The sequence below is a fragment of the Sodalis endosymbiont of Henestaris halophilus genome (assembly GCF_900161835.1).
Taxonomy (GTDB): Bacteria; Pseudomonadota; Gammaproteobacteria; order Enterobacterales; family Enterobacteriaceae.
Window position 1 is genome coordinate 217,800 of record NZ_LT897836.1, and the last position, 20,528, is coordinate 238,327.

Here is a 20,528-nt window from a genome sequence, read left to right on the forward strand (position 1 = left end):
GGCTAAACTGGCTAATGTAATTAGATACTAACAAACTATTAAATTAACTTTGATAGAATTTTGTTACTCCTGCTGGGCAATAAAGTCTAGCGCTAAATTAATACGCATAATAGATCTCGATTGACCTATCGCATGCACCGTCACGTCGATGGCCGGAGATTGGCAGTTGCCAGTTAACGCGACACGTAGCGGCATACCGACTTTGCCCATACTTACATGTAATTCCTTGGCAGTCTGATCAATGACCGCATACACCGATTTAGGTGTCCATTCCGTGAGTGCCGCCAATTTTGCGCGCACTACCTCTAGTGTTTTCACTGCAACAGGACTCAAATATTTTTTGGCAGCATCGACATCAAATTCGCTAAAATCCTCGTAAAAATAGCGGCAGCTAGCTGCCATTTCTTTCAAAGTTTTGCATCGCTTGCCCAGTAGTTTCACGATCTCCGACAAATGAGGGCCGGTGCAAATATTAATTCCTTCTTGCTCAATATGCTTAACCAAGTGAGTAGCAACGTAATCAGCAGGTAAATGACTAATGTAATGGTTATTCAACCACAATAGTTTTTCGGCATTAAAAATGCTAGCGGATTTATTTAATGCGTTAAGGCTAAACTGCCGCTTCATCTCGTCTATACTGAAAATTTCTTGATCCCCGTGTGACCATCCTAAGCGAACCAAATAATTTATTAGTGCTTCTGGTAAAAAGCCGTCATCACGGTATTGTATCACCCCCACTGCGCCTTGACGTTTAGAGAGTTTTTTACCGTTGGTATCTAAGATCATAGAAACATGGGCATAATGCGGCACCGGCCCGCCAAGGGTCTTAAGTATATTGATTTGACGAGGTGTATTATTTATATGATCATCACCTCGGATGACATGGGTAATCTGCATATCAAAATCATCTACTACCACACAAAAATTATAAGTAGGAGAACCGTCGGTGCGGCGGATTATCAGATCATCTAGTTCGCGGTTACTAAACTCAATAGGGCCACGGATAAGATCATTAAATATAACAAAACCGTTATCCGGGTTATGAAAACGTACCACACAAGGTTCATTAGTAGCGTGATAGTCTTGACTGTCTCGACAGTGACCATCGTAGCGTGGTTTGTCGCCACGAGCCATTTGAGCCTCACGTAACTTCTCCAGCCGATCTTTCGAACAATAGCATTTATAGGCAGTGTTATTAACCAGCATTTTGTCAATCACCGCGTTGTAACGACTAAAACGTTTAGTCTGAAAATATGGACCTTCGTCCCAATCTAAGTTAAGCCAATTCATACCCTCTATGATGGCCTCAATCGCCCTCTGCGTCGAACGCTCACGATTGGTGTCTTCAATACGCAGCACGAAACGACCGCCCATATTGCGGGCGAATAGCCACGAATAGAGCGCAGTACGCACACTACCAATATGCAACTCTCCAGTAGGGCTTGGAGAAAACCGAGTTTTAATTTTCATTAGTTACATTGCCTTTATTGTGCATAGCAAAGAGATAAAACAATACTTTTGGTTTATACTATAAAGTATGGGTAGATTACCATGTAGGGATGTATTCTCAATACATGTCCCTCATGTAGGCAATTTCTTACTCAATTCGGTGCAACCCCATGGAATAGCTAAATTTAATACAAAGACGCCAATTCACTAAAAAAAATTGATTTATAACGTAACTTCTATATAATAGAACTATTAGATTGCATGGGTGATTAGCTCAGCTGGGAGAGCACCTCCCTTACAAGGAGGGGGTCGGCGGTTCGATCCCGTCATCACCCACCAAAGATACTATATTCAAAAAAATATTCTTAATTCAATTGTTACAGCGATTGCTTATAGCAATAAATCATAGATACAAATCATTCAAGATTCATGCCTGTTAGTTAACTTTTAGCCGGATCTTTATACTGTAACAGCTTAATAGCGTAACAGTTGCTTATGTTATATCGCAAAACGCACGATATATAATATAAGTTTATGGCTTCTAGATTAATGTTTGTGTCATTAGAAAACACTTTAATCATTTACTACTAGTAAACTTGCTCTACGTAAACGTATATGTACGTTAGCAGATAAATATCTTATAATATAAAGACCTTAAAAACCTCAAAAGCAAATTACTCTACATGTAAATCTAAAGCAGTATAATTACTTAATATTAAAACATGCATAACAGTTATCATTTTATAATTCTATCGCTAGAAAAAATGTACATCACAAAGATTATTGGTATTTTATTCTTTCTCACGGAGAGTCTAAAGCGTTAGCGATACTACAGCCGCAACAGCACAAAATTATATACAAAATTAACTAAAATGAACTGCGATAACAAGCAAACCTATAAGACAACTGCTAGCACTCACCGAGCGGAATGTGCTGAACGATACCGGGATACGAGAGAAGACATGCTCGGTATATAATGTGATTTCACATTAGTGGTTTTCACTCTAATAATTATTACTAATAAACGTTTGGTACGGGATTTAGTACATATCGCACCATGATAAATTCTGGCACATGGCGAAGATATCAAGATAGACGAACAGCTATAAGTTACCGTTCGGTAACAGTTACTTTTAGAAACATAGAAATAGTAATAATATAGATGGCAACTACAGAAAAAACACAACGCAAATTAGTTAAGAAAAACTTCTTTGCCAATTTACCATAGCTAACTTTAATAAGGTCTTCTAGGTATCACCTAGAACACGTGTTTATCTGAGAAGTCACTTCCTAACTTGAAAAACAATATAATAAAACATTTATGAAAGACCTCTCCACACTCAAAACAAAAGAATAAAACATATACACTTTGCTGCTACGCTAAACTACGGTGCTACACGTGTTGGTCGAAGAAGAGGAATAATATACCTCAAAATTAGACATGAATGCCTACTTGTTATTGCGACTAGCCATAATGCATGGCAACAAAATGTTCTATGACCCTTGCATAGTTGATGTTCTCTGCAGTAAAGTACCAACGAACGCACTCGATCAGATCACCTAAGGTAGAGAATAAAAGCACAATTTTAATAATCAACTAATATATTTTGCCCCACGAGGTGCTTTATGAAACGCTGCTCTTACTTTTCACTTGACGCTCTACATCCATTCGTTATATTATTAAAGCTTATTATCTTTAATTAAAGCTCAAATACAGCATTTATTCTATCATTAAGATTTCTTCATAACTCTATCTATAAAGCTGTTATCTAAATAGTAACCTAGCTCATACTAATTTACGTTCCTTTATCCGATAGCGCCATAGTTTTTACCGGCATCTAAGACTGAGTATAATGGTTTCTTTAATAAAAGAAGTTATATTAAACTAATATTAGTGTTAAAATCACTTAAAACGCTTTGATGATTAACACCAAATCCCTATCGAAAGATCGATATCATTTATATGTACGGTTAGAGAAGAATAAAAATTCAGCACGTTAGCAAGCTAATTTTAATACTTTCTTATTTAGATATCGTTAAAAACGCAGTGCCAGTATCCCTAGTTCAGCAATAGTATTGACATTACTAAGTAATAAAATTTATTATTTTGATGAGTTATTTTCCTACGAATTGGTATTTATGAACTGACAAATAGTAATAGCTATTCTGAGATCTTTACATCGGCTAGCCGACTAATTTACGGGTCATAATTTATCTTGATCCCTTAAGCATAAGTTATGATAAAAGCAATTTTTTAGAACACAAGATGCATCTGCTAACGTTTTTTAGGCTGCTTTGATTAGCATGTGTTTTACGTGTAATGAATTGCTGATATCTTGAATTATCAGTCAGGAAATGTCATCGATGACAGTAACTACTGTCATCATTAAATGTGATACAACAATAGTCTTAGCATTGCCTTATGCACTTCTCAGCTACTTAGAAACATAAAATTATTATGATGTCACAACAGACATGTCATATTTTGAATATTTTATTATCTACTTAAAAACGTAATATCTTTTTATAGTCATATAATTTAATTTATTCACGATTGAATTTGCAAGTTTAGAAAAGTTTTCTGATATCGTAACGAGATGAAATTGCTAAATTTATCAACCAACATCAAAACAACTCACGTTTATGATTTAACCACATTTTATGATTTATCATGTTGATATATTAATAGGTTCACGCATAGAGTATGTATGTAATAAAAAATCTTTTATCATTATCCTAATAATACACTTGAGAGAAATATACCCCCAAATTAAATTGCTACTTATTCCCTAAATGAACTCGACATAAAAACTATTAGTAGGAAAAACAACAGCACAGCGCGCTTTTATTTTATATCATTAAGTAGACCAAGCACGTTATTTGATCTGATATTGCCAGCCTTTATTATACAAGCGATAGCTCTTTAGTCACACATGAATTTTAAGTTCACTTTTATTATTCTAGTCTACTACAAGTGCTTAATTGCAACAACGATATTGCTCAATGGTAGTTGACTAACAATTAATTATATTGCACATATAACTACAGTCTAGTCGGCATTTCTGCCAGATAAATCCGTGCGCTGGTGTCCAGATTTAAAGATTAATAACGACAACAATGAACCGCAACGGTAAAAGTCGTTAAGTGCATTAAGACGCATCGCTTACAAATAATTTTGATACCGACTGTAGCGGTAATATTCAAGTTTATAAAAGAATTCCGCTAAAATTAATATTTTTAGCGGCGACTTCAACCCACTAAAGTGCTAACGAACAAGTTCGGTAACTATTGGTCATAATCGTACATGCGGCGTGATAAGATTTACTGAACCGTCGCATACAATGCGAGTAAGTTTTATAAGTCTTGGCATGAAACCATAGCATTCGTGCTAACTAATCTTTCTAATCGGCTTCATGTTGTCACCGAGCGTTTACCTATATCATATTCCACTAATAAGACGCTTATTTTGACGCCGTGACTCAGCCAATTGAGTGTGTTATTAGTATAAACAATAGCAGGAAAAACTCCTGCATGATACTGCACGGAAGTAATCGGGGACCACTAATCGCGTAGTCATCATTATGACTGGAGAAGCATATTAATTGGGAAGAGGATATCTCTTGTTTTACTACCACGAGTATGCCGCTGAAGATCGTATAATTCAACCTTATAGTGTGTCTCTTTTTGTGCTATTAAACTGGTTTTTTGTGCTAATAAATATACTTAGTTAACGCGTTGGCAGCAGATGAAAAGTGCTGGGCGGGTCTGTATGCCAATATTCAGTATAATCATAAGCTTCAGATATTATCAACCGGCACGATGCCTAAGATCCTGGACGTTTATTATCAGTGCAGATCAACAATAGTATATTCGTGTCCTTTATGATCCAAAGCAGCTATTTTGCTAGCAAATGTTTGTGAATGTCCGATCTATGGGAAGGTATTGCTAGGGGCACGCGCTTATATATTAACTCGAGTATGCCTATGACTACCACGATACAAGTGCTCTGGATAAAGCTTTCTAACGACGTTATTTATGCTTCCTAACATAATAAATAGATGCTGTCACTTTTGTTTTATGGAGCCCCGGCGAACATAATGATGCTCACCCTCCCTTGTGATATTATCAAATAGCATCGCGATATTGGAAATATCTACAAAATCTTTTTTTCGTTTTTGCACTCTTGCGATGCAGGCTATTTTCTTAGGAAACGCATTAGCTTAGCCTCATCCATGATTGGAATATTCAATTTTTTTGCCTTGAAAATTTTAGATCCCGCCTCTTTCCCCGCAATGAGTAGGTCAGTTTTGGTGGAAATGTTACTAGTGACCCGAGCAGAGAGCGCTACTAACTGATTTTTGGCCTGATCTCGCGACATCGTATTGAACCATCCAGTCAGAACGATAATCTTACCGGCGAACGGATTATCATTTATAAACTCGGACGCGGCAACAGTCTGTGGCCAATAAATTTCTATCGGTGGGCTCAATAATTTTCTAATAACTTCAAGGTTATGTCTTTCTTTGAAAAAAGAATGTACCTGAGTCGCTACAATTTTGCCTATGTCTTGCACTCTCATCAACGAATCGATATCGGCAGCTGTCAGCGCGTTTAGCGTGCCGTAAGCGGCAGCCAGGTTAGCGGCCGTTGCTTGGCCTACCTCGCGGATATTTAGCGCGTAGAGAAAACGCGCAAAGGTAGTTTGTTTAGCTTTATCTATAGCATTCAATAAATTTAGTGCTGATTTCGGACCTATATGCTCTAGCCTAGTTAAGCTTTCTTTATTCAACCGAAACACATCAACCGGAGTTTTCACTAGCTCTCGTTCGACTAATTGTTCGATAATCTTAGCTCCCATACCTTTGATATTCATCGCACGACGAGAAACAAAATGCTTCAACGCTGCTTTACGCTGCGCTGCGCAGACTAAACCTGCCGGGCATCTTACGATTGCTTGGCCATCCATGCGCTCAACATGTGAGCCACATACCGGGCATTGAGATGGAAACTCTACCATCTGCGCATCTTTAGGTCTTTTAAAAGAGACGACACTAACAATTTGTGGAATAACATCAGCGGCGCGACGTACAATGACTGTATCACCAATCATTAAATCGAGCCGCTTTACCTCATTAGCGTTGTGCAGAGTGGCATTACTGACTATAGTTCCAGAAACCATAACCGGTTCAAGACGTGCAACCGGGGTAATTAAACCGGTACGTCCGACCTGGAATTCTACGTCCTGAACCCGGGTCTGTTGTTCTTGAGAGGGAAACTTATAAGCAATGGCCCAACGAGGAGCGTGGGCCATAAAGCCCAATTGTTGCTGTAAAGATAACGAATCTACTTTAATAACCACACCATCTATATCAAATCCAAGAGTTGATCGTGCCTTATGCACGTTTTTATAAAAATCTAACACCTCTGCACTGCCGGTGCAGAGGCGAATGTGATCACTCACCGGCACACCCCAGGCTTTGAACTGTTGCAGACACTCCCAATGACTTTCTGACAACGTACCGTCTTCCAACAGACCGACGCCGTAACAATAAAACGTCAGTGGCCTCCGGGCTGTAATGGAGGGATCCAACTGGCGTAAAGAGCCAGAGGCAGCATTGCGCGGATTGGCAAAAACTTTTCCCCCGTCTCGTTTGGCAATTTCATTCAGCTGTTGAAAGCCTGCTTCTAACATGAACACTTCGCCACGGATCTCTAGTAAACGAGGCAGGTCATCTTTGCAGTTATACTGCAAACGTAACGGAACGGTACGAATAGTGCGTACATTTGCGGTGATATCTTCGCCGATAGCACCGTCACCACGGGTGGCAGCCCTTACCAAAACCCCATTTTCGTAAAGCAAGCTGACCGCTAGACCGTCAATCTTTAATTCACAGCAATAGGTTATGTCGTTATTGCTCCTAAGCCGGGCAAGCACCCTCTTGTTAAATGCCAAAAAATCTGTCTCTTCAAACACGTTATCCAGAGAAAGCATCGGTACCTCATGATACACCTGACAAAAGTTGTTCTGAACCTGTCCTCCGACACGATGGCTAGGAGAATCTATAGTCAGCAGGTCTGGCCGTTTGCCCTCTAAGTCGCGTAATTCCGTCATGACTCGGTCATATTCACTATCAGATACTTCAGGAGAAGCCTCCACATAATAAAGGTATTCCCAACGTCTCAACTTCTCACGTAGCCGCAAAATATGTTGTTTTATTTGTTGCATAACAATACAAATATACCATTAACAGTAAAACCTCTACAAGAAGGGCTCAGGAGTAACACTAATTTTAGTAGGGCTTAACTTAATTCAAGTGATACTAAATAGTTGTAATAAATTCTCTGTCAGTTAAACCTAACTAGAGCTGCTTAGCGCAGACAAGCAGCTCTGATTAATAAACTTAGACTTACCGCACGTAAATTAATCTTGCGTTCAGTAGCGCTGGTATTTTGGGATTCAGATCTTAACTCCATGCGCACCTTATACCCATCTAGTCTTTGAGGGTTATCAAACAACTATAGTTATCAACTATTACACCCCGCAATGACTATAATATGCTAACGGATTGCAAAATCTATTTGCAATTTTGATACTATTACCATGAATGATGGTATCGTTATGAACATAGAAATTCCGAAAGTATTGATAAAAATCTTCATTTATCTTGAAGATAGAAGAGCTGGGCTGTTACCATATTAACAGGAATAATAAGTCGCCTTTGTCCTTTGACAGAGGAGTTGAGGTGATAGTAAATATTTGATTATCCGAATTGAAAACCAACGCTCAGCACTCTTTGCAACCATTGCGCACCCACCTATACCCCACCACCGTTGTGAGCAGCCTAATACTGCGCATTAGGCGTTATTGCTTTATATTGCTACTTGTGATACTTTTTTGCTTTCTCCTCATAAAATAGGAAAAAGCAGCAGGAGCGGGTATTATATCTGCACCGCAGCAGCAATTACAGTTGGCAGTAAAGGTTATAATTGCCTAGCGATTTATTCAAAAGCACCTGAATATATAACTGGTTAGTATACACGGATTTCTGGTGGATCGAGATAGAATCTAGCTGCACAGGATGTACACCGTCCGATATATTCATTAAATAAAATCTACACAATTATCCCGCTCTATCCTTGTCTGTTAGGATAGAGCTAGTTGATGAACAGCAGAAACACGCATCTCCTTTAACGCAGTTTATATCCGCGCAAGAGGGTGCAACATCAGCTATTCACACGTACCTACTAAATCATACTCATGCTGTTCTAGCAAAATCTGTTTGTTCTGATTTTGAGGTTTTTGTTTCATTCACTTAACGTGGTAAGTCACGAAAAACAACTGCACGTTCTTTACAGTTAATTAACCGACCATGCAATAGCAATACCATGATCGCGATCATACTTACGATGATTAATATCAGTCGCAGATTTTAGATCATTATAATCCACGTTTTTTTAATTCATCGCGTATTTAAATAGCGACAAAATTTACTCATTAAGCTATTATCTTTAATATCTTAAATTAATAACTGTAAATCTACAGTATGATTTTTTTTCAAAATAGTTTAGTAAACTACTTTTTGCTTTTTTAACAAAACAACAGGCAATAAAAACGATAAACAATTGGGGTAGCATCCATCTGGATCTAGTGTGCGATACTACGTGCATATCGCATTTCGAATTGAAACCATTAATGCATCGATGTTATCAATCTATTTATTTTATGCGCTAATTTTAGCAACTTTTCATTTTATCCTGACAATCTACCAAATATTAATAAAGTTAGTATAACTCTTCTTTAACGACCTGGATGCTAGCAATTTAATGCTGCGATTATTATGTTTGATAACACATAAAGTCATGCATCCGTAGATTTAAACCGTGTGCTGTCTATCACAAGAGAAAAATATTTACTGGTCAGTAACCTTCTCCATAAATGCTATAGCGATAGCCCTAAACTAATAGACAAGAATAAACTTGCTGATAAGACTTCTAAGTAACCTTACCCATTCTCTAGCGGCGCTATCTTAGAAATGCACTGTTTGCAGAGGTGTGTACTTTCCCTCAATTACAATCATAAACGCTATAGCCGCTTTGTTAAAAAAGCGGCGCCTTGGATACTTTTTGTGGAATAGATCATATTTTAAACTTAGTAAGAATTGATTTTATTGATCCTATCTTGTATTTAAGCAGACAATTATTTCAGAATATGAAATTAACTAAACTATTTATCATAGAGTTAACAGAAAGTATTACTAGCCTATGGCTGTCAGGCAAAAACGGCATCATGATTTATGTTAACAGTGTTTATGCGCTTACAAGGCATAATTTAACAATTAATACAATCAAACAAATTAAGATGCTGTATGTCCTGCGATCGCGCCGCAAACTCTATCAAAACCATAGTAGGCTAAAGTAAAAAATTTAAGTTAAACTTTAGCCCCATAGCAATGACATCAATTTAGAAAGTTTGGGGAAATAAAATGTACCAGCAAGAAGCTATAATTACTGCTCCTAATGGTCTGCATACCCGTCCCGCCACCCAATTTGTCAAGAAAGCTAAAAGCTTTAGTTCCGAAATAACCGTAACCGTTAATGGCAAAAGCGCCAGTGCGAAAAGCCTATTCAAACTACAAACCCTTGGTATGACAGAGGGTACCGTGATTACTATCACCGCGGAAGGTAAAGACGAACAAAAGGCAGTAGAACATTTGGTTAAACTAATGGCAGAACTTGAGTAAAATATAGTATGGTCTTTCCGGCTAACATGAGTCATGAATAAGGTACAGTTATGATTTCAGGAATTTTAGCATCACCGGGCATCGCCTTTGGTAAGGCGCTGTTACTCAAGGAAGATGAGCTTGTCATCAACCGGGAAAAAATTTCCGCGGATCAAGTCGAACAGGAAATTAAACGTTTTCTTTCTGGCCGCGCTAAAGCCTTGGCTCAGTTAGAAGCGATAAAAACCAAAGCAGGTGAAACCTTAGGTAAAGAAAAAATTACCATCTTGGATGGCCATCTCATGTTATTGGAAGACGAAGAACTTGAGCGAGATATTATAGCCCTTATCAAAAAAGACTTCGCACGCGCAGATGCCGCCGTATATTCCGTAATTCAAATGCAGGCCAAAGCGCTGGAAGAAATTAACGATGAATATCTTAAAGAACGTGCTACAGACGTACGCGATATCGGTCAACGTTTACTGCGCAATATTCTTGCCATACCTATTATTGACCTAAGCATTATCAATGAAGAAGTCGTGCTAGTAGCTGCAGACTTAACGCCTTCAGAAACTGCGCAACTTAATTTAGATAAAGTGTTAGGTTTTGTTACTGATATCGGCGGCAAAACCTCGCATACTGCTATTATGGCACGCTCGTTGGAACTACCGGCTATCGTTGGGACCGGTAACATTACCCATAAAGTCGTTAACGGAGATTATTTAATTCTAGACGCTATAAACAACCAAATTTATATCAATCCCGAACCTGCGGTGATTAAAAAACTAAAATTTCTACAAAACAAATACATCGCTGAGAAAAGCGAATTTGCTAATCTCAAAGATTTGCCCGCCGTGACGCTTGACGGCCATAAAGTGACAATCTGCGCTAATATCGGTACCGTGCGCGACGTGGTAGGCGCTCAACGCAACGGCGCGGAAGGAGTTGGATTATATCGTACCGAGTTTTTGTTTATGGACCGTGATTCATTACCCAGCGAAGAAGAACAGTTCCAGGCGTACAAAGCGGTGGCAGAATCAATGCCATACAGATCGATTATTGTGCGCACGATGGATATCGGGGGAGATAAAGATTTGCCTTATATGAATTTACCTAAAGAAGACAACCCCTTTCTTGGTTGGCGAGCCATCCGTATCGGACTAGACCGTAAAGAGATATTGCATGCACAATTGCGAGCTATTTTGCGCGCCTCAGCGTTCGGCAAATTGCGTATCATGTATCCAATGATTATTTCCGTTGAAGAAGTTCGCACCTTAAAATATGAGCTATCTATGTTAAAAGAGCAGCTGTATGAAGAGGGTAAGTCCTTCGACGAAGGAATCAAAGTCGGCGTGATGGTGGAAACACCAGCAGCCGCAGTTATTGCGCATCATCTTGCACAAGAAGTAGATTTTTTTAGTCTTGGGACAAACGACTTAACTCAGTATACTCTTGCGGTCGATCGAAGTAATGCACGCATTTCTCATCTATATAATCCCATGTCTCCAACAGTACTAACATTAATTAAGCATGTCATTGATGCATCTCACGCAGCAGGGAAATGGACTGGGATGTGTGGCGAGCTTGCGGGAGATGAGCGTGCTACATTACTGTTATTAGGGATGGGACTAGATGAATTTAGCATGAATGCCGTCTCTATTCCACGCATAAAAAAAATTATTCGCAACTCTAATTTTATTAACACCCAAGAATTAGCAGAAGAAGCGTTAATGCAACCTACAGAGAAAGAATTAATGGATGTCGTCAATAAGTTTATTAAAAAACACTAAATTAGTATAAGAATACTAACTTGGTTTAAATACTTAAAAGAAGACCATAGCTTGTTAAATACGCTCAAACATTAGGTTTTTAATAATGTAAAGATACATAACGTATTGAAAGAATTACATGTATTGTAATAGTTATTGCAAATACATTAAATATTTTAACGTCGTTCTACTAAAATAGTAGGCGATGCAGTAGCTATCAAACCTAAAGGAATTATATGACTACACAGGTATTTGGTAAGGGAGGCAAAATTTTAAATTTAATAACGATACCTCTATCATATAAGGCAATGGTATTAATCTCTATCCGTCTATTAAAGGATTTCCCCTTCCGTGTTACTGAAACAGAAAATGTATAAAAAATGATTTTGTAATAAAATCCTCTATATGCCCTGTTACTAGCAGTAAAATAAAACCTTACTAATGTGTTAATTAAAAACGTAGATAAAATTACAGCAATAATTAAAGTGTCCTACAGAATTAGGGTAGGGTGGGCGAACGCTGATTGTCCACATTTTGGACATAATAAAAAATCTACAGTCTGACTGTTCAGTCTTTATAAGTTTCGACTGACTAACCTGGACATAAAGAAAGTTTGAACGTTGATCGATAACTTCATCTTCTAAAGCTCATCATACTTATGATTATCTTTGATGTAATCGTCGTACAACAGCTGAGGGGTAATCAGCGCTCCAACCCTAGTAAAAGCTAAGCTTCGTAACGAAAAATTATTAACCGATATGTTCATTATATCATCTTAATAAATAAAATATTTCTTTATCTATGCAGCATAGAAACAGTTCCAGATAATATCACAGAAATCTTTCACAAAATTTCGTTTAGTTGAATAAAAGCATAAGCATTAATTTATTGATACCAAAATATCATGTAAGCAATAACTACTGCGACTATAAACATTAAAATATAGCACAGCGATATATTTAGATATTTCGTCTCAACTTCTAAATTACCAATAATTATTGAATTAATGACTTTATCATTAATGCTGTAGTTGTGTCATCATGTTACCATCTCTTTTAAAGCCTTATATCTTTTTTCTTTTCTTTATAAGTTTTAATTTCATTTTAAAAAATTTCATAGCAATTCTAGAGAAGTTTTCTCATGCCAAGCTAGACAAATATTTCTACTCATTTACTGATAGCTTAGTAAAGCTAAGATTTGTTTGAATTCTTCTAGTTGAAGTATATCAATAAATATTTTTATTAAAGCACTTATGAAAAATTTAACTAAGTATCACATGCCAACTAAATAATAAGTAAGGCCAATATCATTAATAGCCCAACTTAAAATATTTAAGAAATTCTTGTTACATACAATTGATATCTTTAACCGGATTTCAAAATCTAAACAATCAACGTCGCCAAAGAAAGCGTACACACACTAATTAATCCTGACAGTAAATTTGTACTAAAATAACAACAGGTTGCCAGTTGGCAGTTTCTAACTGTTACTTAAATATTACAGGCATTAACTAATACTAATTATCATTATGTTTGGGACCTTTTCTATACATCGTGTTAGATTATAATTTATTTATAATCAGTAAAACTTAATAAATAATTAGAATTATTAATCTACTACCGTAATTAAGATGCCCTACATTCTTTGCCATAACTTTTACTAAATTATCTACAAATTATTAGTTAAAAGTTATTATAGAGTAGTTGTTGACCATAAAGGTCAACGAAAGAGAAACAAGACTAAAATATTTGCTGCAAAATATTTTAGGTGACATGAGTCTTCATAAAAACGATGTCTAAAATATGTGTTTACATAATCTGTTTAAACTAATAATGCCTGCAATAGCATTATTAGTTTTATCCACTCTTACTAGATAAGCTTTTAAAATATATATTTATATGATCACAATCAATATCATTAAGATAATGAAAAATATTCTAGAAGGTAAGACTCTTTTAACCCTTATCCCAATTTCATTATGCATAAAATCATTAAAATAAGTTAACAATGCTAAATGGCGGACGTATGCGCGAAGCGCATAAAACAGATCTTGTTATTTAGCGCAGGTGATCTCATTTAATAAAAAATCAACAATCGCGTGTAGTTTAATTATCTGCTTTTCACTTCGGCGTCGGTTTTTGTATTCTATTTCTTCCGTATCCAAATTGCGATCACCTATAACTAATTGATGTGGTACGCCGATAAGTTCTATATCGGCAAACATAACACCCGGCCGCTCTTTACGGTCATCAATCAGTACGTCAATACCCAGTACCTGTAACTGCTGATAAAGATCTTCTGATACTTTTTTTACGCGGAAAGATTTATGCATATTCATCGGCAAAATAGCAACCTTGAATGGCGCTAGGGCTTCCGGCCACACAATACCACGCTTGTCATGATTTTGCTCGATCGCGGCCGCCACTACCCGGGTTATGCCGATGCCGTAGCAGCCCATAGTAAGCTTTTGGTTACGGCCATCTGCACCTTGCACGGTAGCTTTCATAACCTCTGAATATTTAGTCCCCAATTGGAAAATATGGCCTACTTCAATTCCTCGCTTGATTTGCAAAAATCCCTTGCCGTCTGGACTTATATCGCCGTTAACTACTTTGCGCAAGTCCGCCACTTGAGGTAATGGCAAATCCCGTTCCCAGTTAATGCCGAAGAAATATTTTCCTTCGGCGTTAGCCCCGGCAGCAAAATCACTCATCACAGCTACGCTGCGGTCGATAACTAGCGGCAACGGCAAGTTAACTGGACCCAGAAAATCTGAGTTGACACCTACCGCCAAGCGGATTTCTTCTTCGCTAGCAAACGTAAGAGGTGCGGCAACTTGCAGCAATTTTTCAGCTTTGATATCATTGAGTTGATGATCACCGCGTACTATGAGCGCAACAAGCGGATGACAGGCACCTTCCGTAGCGCGGACCAACAGAGTTTTGACAGTTTTTTCTACTGGCAGTGTTAATTTCACGAATAGTTCAGTGATAGTGCTTGCATCTGGAATCTCCACCATATGCATTTCTTCACCCGGTAAAGCGCGCGTAGCAGCCGGAGCAACCGCCTCTGCTAATTCGATATTAGCGGCGTAGTCTGAAGCGGTCGAGAAAACGATATTATCCTCACCGCTATCAGCTAGCACCTGAAATTCGTGGGACACACTACCGCCGATGGAGCCGGTATCTGCCTGCACCACTCGAAATTCTAGCCCCATACGGGTGAAAATAGCGCTATAGGCCTGATACATAGCGTCATAAGTTGCCTGAAGAGAATCTTGGCTAATATGAAAAGAATAAGCATCTTGCATCACAAATTCTCGCGAACGCATGACACCGAAACGCGGGCGTAATTCGTCTCGAAATTTATCTTGGATCTGATAAAAATTTAACGGTAACTGTTTATAAGAAATTATTTCGTTACGAACAAAATCAGTTATCACCTCTTCATGAGTGGGTCCTAGTACAAACGACCGCATGCCTCGATCGGTAAACCGCAGCAGTTCTTGGCCGTATTCAATCCAACGTCCACTATTTTGCCACAAATTCGCAGGCTGCATTATTGGCATAGATAATTCAATTGCGCCGACATTGTTCATTTCTTCACGTACAATATTTTCTACTTTACGCCGCACGCGCAAACCAGTTGGCAGCCAGCTATAAAGGCCGGATGCCAACTTACGGATCATCCCAGAACGCTGCATTAATTGATGACTGACTGCTTCCGCATCAGCTGGCATTGTATTAAGAGTACAAAGCAGATATTGAGTAGTACGCATGTTAATTAAATTCCACAAAAAATATTTAACACTCTACGGGCGTAGATAAGCTGTAACAATAGTAAGATTAATAAATAATATCATTTATCAGTGCCTGATCGCGGCTAAAATTATCAGCAAAAATTACTTGTTATTTCGTTTAACCCTACAGCGACTATGAAAATAAATAAGCATTTATGAATAGAAAGCACATTAAACCACTGCATTGGATTACCCACAAAGCGGTAAATAAGCGCAGTATAATTATCCTCACTTTCACTACACACTTCCTGTGTGTATTACAGAAAGTTTCTTGCGCTTTGGACTAAACTTAAGCCTGCGCACACAATTTACAACCCTATCTGGGAGAAAATAATCTTCAAAATTCTTGTGTGAGAAAAACTTAGACCAACAAACTCACAAGCATCATGGGTTAACTTTTTAAATTTAATAAAGAAAAGTTCAATTTCCCATTCATAACATTAGGCCGGTCAATACGTAACCGGAGATGATGAGCAGTGTCATTTCCGAAAGCTAAACTAGTGACTACTCAATAGTAGTATGAGAGAAAAGATGAGCGAGCAACAAAAACATATCCGGCTATATTACCGGTAAACTGTGAGGGAATTCACTGTTCACAACTATCTGCCCTTCTGCATTTAACACAAAATAAACAAGAGTTAAATAAAGTGTGTTAGGAACATGCAATGCTGCCAATCAATTTCTAAAACGGCAATACATGCAACTCGAATACATTATTATCTATTAATACAATTCAGTAATTTTTGTAATTTTTCTTTAAGTAATAGACAAAAGCCTACTTCTATAAACTAAAAGCGGCAATTATGGAGAAAGGCTGAAAGTCATACCCTAAATAGCATGCTAATAGCAATCAGCTCCAGAGATGACGATCTGGAATTAACAAAGCAAGGAGCCTATGCTATTCATGCGTCTAAATAGAGCTACAATTGCGTCGCCTAGCGCGGTGATGCTAGGCGACGCAATCTTACATGGTAGAATACTTTCTTTATTAGGTATGATTATAAACATCTCCCAGATTGCAAACTAATTTACTCGTTAGATTTTCTTGATTTTTTATCTGATTAAGCTAGCACCAGAGCATTGTACGCAATAATAGATACATACCATAATTTAGCTTGAAATATCTTGTTATCGGGAAAAGCACAACTAAATAAGTAATGCCCACATCGTGATGTGGGTGTTGAAATTATTTTTTCATGTCTGCAGTTAACGAAATTTATAGAAAATAACAAGATAAACTTAACCTCATCTGATTTAGGCACCACAAAATTGTTATTAACAATCACAATCCTTTCATCTTTTATGGTAAAATTATAAATTACTAGCGGTATTATTTAATTCATCATAATAATACACCAGGAAGAACTTCTTTATACTTAGGAGTATATCATTTTTAATATTATGACTAGGATAGTATACAGTAAGCCAGTATCTTTTAAAAGATACTGGCGTAAGTAGACGTCAAGTTAATTGATTAATGTAAGTAATTTTGATAACTGCTATAACTAATTACGGATTATTTAACATGCGAAGATAATAATTTATTTTTCTGCTAGGTTAATGTTATGAGAATTATTAATTACATTTAATAATACCTGATCGACATTAAACTTAAGCTTAATTACGTATTAATTGGTTTTATTTTACTGCAGCAATAGTTAGTTAAGTTAATAAACGTTAACCAAAACAATTTGTGCGCACTAACTTTTAGTCCTTACAATTATTTAATTTGTTTATAAACCATAAAATAAGATACATAAGTATTTACTATTACCGTTATCTTATAGCTATTATCTTTATTCATTGATTTAGACAATATTTATAATATATAACGTCAATGTAAACATCTATCTTGCTCATATATCTGTTTGTTAATGTGTGAATATGAAAACGCACTAATTATACGTTTAGCTATGTTTAGCTACTGTCGTATCCTTTTAGTTATCTGCTTATTGTAAGCCATTACACACATTTACTTTGATGCTAATCGTATATTTTACATTAATTTCAACAGGATTGCGGGCTACATCATTGTATTAATCGATAATGTTTTAAGTTAACGTTTTTCAATAGTGCAACATACAGCGCGCAATACTGTTGATAAATCAAAGAAGATTTCTAACAAGATATTTTATATCTACATAGGTGATGAAAATGTTTATTTTAGTAAAACAATAACAGATCTAAATTAAAGAAAAGTATCGATAATAATACGGTCAATAATTTATACTAACAGATATTATAAACATAATATAACATAATATGTTACTACTTGAACTTGATACTAAGGCAATACAATGTAGTTTTATTAATATCTATTCAAAGCTAACAATATAATAATACTCTACTGTTTAGTAACTTAGTTATAATATCAAAATAAATATTTATCTTGGTTTCCGATAACCCAAAATTAATATATATGATTACATCAATTATTATTACATGTTTATGCTAAGTATATCTAAACTTGTACTATTACAATCTGAGGAAAGTAAGAAATACTTTTAGTTCATTTAAGTATTATTGCATAAACATAATCCTAACGACTGACTGTTAAATTATAGCTTTAATATAGGATATATCCAGAATAACATACAATATAAATTAATTATCAATATTCCTGCAAAATTTTCAAATACAGCATAAAATGAATGCAGGCTTAAGTTAATGGGTTTTATTATGAGGAAAATTTTTCTTACTGTATTTTGTTTAATGCATGAACCCTAAATGATAAAACTAGACTTAATCGCTAATTCGTTTTACGATATCTATAATTATAGTTTATCAAAAGTATGTGAAAAACAAGCACTAATTAATATAGCTAGATAATGCTAAATATAGCAGAGATCGTGACTAGACTTATTCTATGAAATAATGGAAAACTGTTATTTCTTTATTTGCCCGAAAGATTTGCCGGATAGCTACCTACTTAATCTTAAACCCCTACCAACTCTAGCTATTTCGCAACTCACTACATGATGAGTGTTTGAGGTAGCTTATTTAACTCTAATGGCAACACGTTATTACCAACTTTCATGCGCGAAGAAAAGTAAATACAAATGCTGCAATGTTTTATTTATCTAACAACGGTCATGGATCAATTGCCGACCGTAAATTTTATTAAATTAAAGCTATGAAACAATTTTTGCATTAGAAGGAGATGCTTGTAACAAATTAACTAGGCGTATTTAAGGTGTTTGCCTACATAAGATGCCTCGATAACATAGCAAAATTGTCTGGTAGATACATGAGAAAGTTACCATCCGATAGCGCGTTCATTGTTAGAACGGCCAGAGTTACATGTTTGGTAACATAATGTGGTTATGCTTATTTTTATCATTGGCACGAATAATGAACGCAAAAGTTTACAACCTAATACTGACTAGCATTAAAGCTTTTGCCTGTTAATCATTCTGGAATACCAGTTAAATTATAGCAAGTATCATTTTAATAGTTTCTTTTCCCATGCTATAATATGCCAAAATTAAAGATAAAGTGTTATTAGGAGTCTTGTAGTGGCACCATCTGTTTCTGCAATTTTTTTAGACCGCGACGGTACCATAAACACCGATAACGGTTATGTTTATAAAATTGCAGACTTTCATTTTATTGAAGACGTAATTACAACCATGCAGAAATTAAAAAAAATGTTTTTCTCCTTGGTGATGGTTACTAATCAATCCGGGATGGCTCGAGGTCGTTTTAACGAAGAACAATTTATGCGATTAATTAAATGGATTGACTGGTCGCTGGCGGATCATGATGTTAACTTAGATGGTATCTATTTTTGTCCGCACCATCCGCAGGCAGTAGTAAAAAAATTAAGACAAGATTGTTCTTGTCGCAAGCCCAAACCTGGCATGCTACTGGACGCACAATGCCACATGCATATAGATATGGCTTCTTCTTATATGGTCGGTGACAAACTAGACGATATGTTGGCGGGCAGGGCAGCAGGAATCGGTACTAAAGTACTTGTGCGCAGCGGTAAATTGGTCACTAAACAGGCTATTGAGGCATCAGACTGGGTTATTGATAGCTTAGCGTCACTGCCGGACGCAATTAAAAAACATCAAACCAGAATGTAATAAATCATGCTTAATTATTTAATAAATAAGCAAACACTCTATTATTTTCAAATTAGTTTTTTATTAAATATTGTCATCGACAGTACATTTGTCACCAGTTAAAGGCACAGCAAAATTCAAAATAGATAAAAAGGTTTAAACCAAATAAAAGAAAGCATTATATGCTATAATAGTAATTAAAATACCCTTGAATAATTTATTAGATAACCTGTATAAATACTCAAAAAATGACGTTAATAAAAGAAGTGTTCAAAGTTAAAATAAACTATTAGTTTTGGCATGAAATATTGGTATTAGCTTCTAGCAATAAATATTTACTTAATTACAGGGTCGACTAATAACTTAAATTAAACGACATCATTAAATCTAATCTGTGCAAGTAAAACAAATATCAGAAAAGATTGTTTTGTCAAAAAGGTACCAAATAAACAGTGTATAGATACCCATCAGATAAACTAGGATAACTACTACAACTAATGGTGTTATCATGAAGTGAAAGTAAAATACCAAAACAAAATTATTTATTTAGTGACTTTAGTTAAGTACTAGTGTAGCTACTTTCAGCCTAGGTTTAACATTAAATGTTTTACTGATTAAAATACTTATTAAGAGACTTTAAGTGAGAAGACGTTAATCCCCATCGTGGACTAAGAAGCCCCAGCTAATTTTGTACAACTTTAAGAACGTATACCTCTCGGTGTTG

At 36.3% G+C, this 20,528-nt stretch carries 6 protein-coding genes and 1 tRNA gene; 4 read left to right on the top strand and 3 right to left on the bottom strand.

Annotation, left to right across the window (positions count from 1 at the left end; all coding sequences use genetic code 11):
* Positions 1–63 precede the first annotated feature (63 nt).
* On the bottom strand, positions 64–1,470 hold the full coding sequence (gene gltX / locus HBA_RS00515; protein ID WP_097032116.1) for a glutamate--tRNA ligase: 1,407 nt from the start codon (positions 1,468–1,470) through the stop codon (positions 64–66).
* 242 nt (positions 1,471–1,712) lie between these two features.
* Between gltX and HBA_RS00520 the strand changes: the two genes are divergently transcribed.
* Positions 1,713–1,788: transfer RNA gene (locus HBA_RS00520), tRNA-Val, on the top strand.
* 3,856 nt (positions 1,789–5,644) lie between these two features.
* Here HBA_RS00520 and ligA read toward each other — a convergent pair.
* Entirely contained in the window at positions 5,645–7,675 is a 2,031-nt protein-coding gene (gene ligA, locus HBA_RS00525) for an NAD-dependent DNA ligase LigA (protein ID WP_097032117.1), read from the bottom strand.
* Positions 7,676–9,932: 2,257 nt separating this feature from the next.
* On the opposite strand from ligA, the gene ptsH reads away from it, so the two are divergent.
* Positions 9,933–10,190, top strand: a complete 258-nt coding sequence (gene ptsH, locus HBA_RS00530) for a phosphocarrier protein Hpr (protein WP_097032118.1) — start codon at positions 9,933–9,935, stop codon at positions 10,188–10,190.
* A gap of 50 nt (positions 10,191–10,240) precedes the next feature.
* Complete coding sequence (gene ptsI, locus HBA_RS00535; protein WP_097032119.1) at positions 10,241–11,959, top strand: phosphoenolpyruvate-protein phosphotransferase PtsI; 1,719 nt, start codon at positions 10,241–10,243, stop codon at positions 11,957–11,959.
* A 2,032-nt stretch (positions 11,960–13,991) separates the two neighbouring features.
* Here the strand turns inward: ptsI and HBA_RS00540 are convergent.
* Positions 13,992–15,716, bottom strand: a complete 1,725-nt coding sequence (locus HBA_RS00540) for a proline--tRNA ligase (RefSeq protein ID WP_097032120.1) — start codon at positions 15,714–15,716, stop codon at positions 13,992–13,994.
* A 3,536-nt stretch (positions 15,717–19,252) separates the two neighbouring features.
* Between HBA_RS00540 and gmhB the strand changes: the two genes are divergently transcribed.
* A complete protein-coding gene (gmhB, locus tag HBA_RS00545; RefSeq protein ID WP_097032121.1) occupies positions 19,253–19,825 on the top strand; it encodes a D-glycero-beta-D-manno-heptose 1,7-bisphosphate 7-phosphatase in 573 nt (190 codons plus the stop codon).
* Positions 19,826–20,528 lie beyond the last annotated feature (703 nt).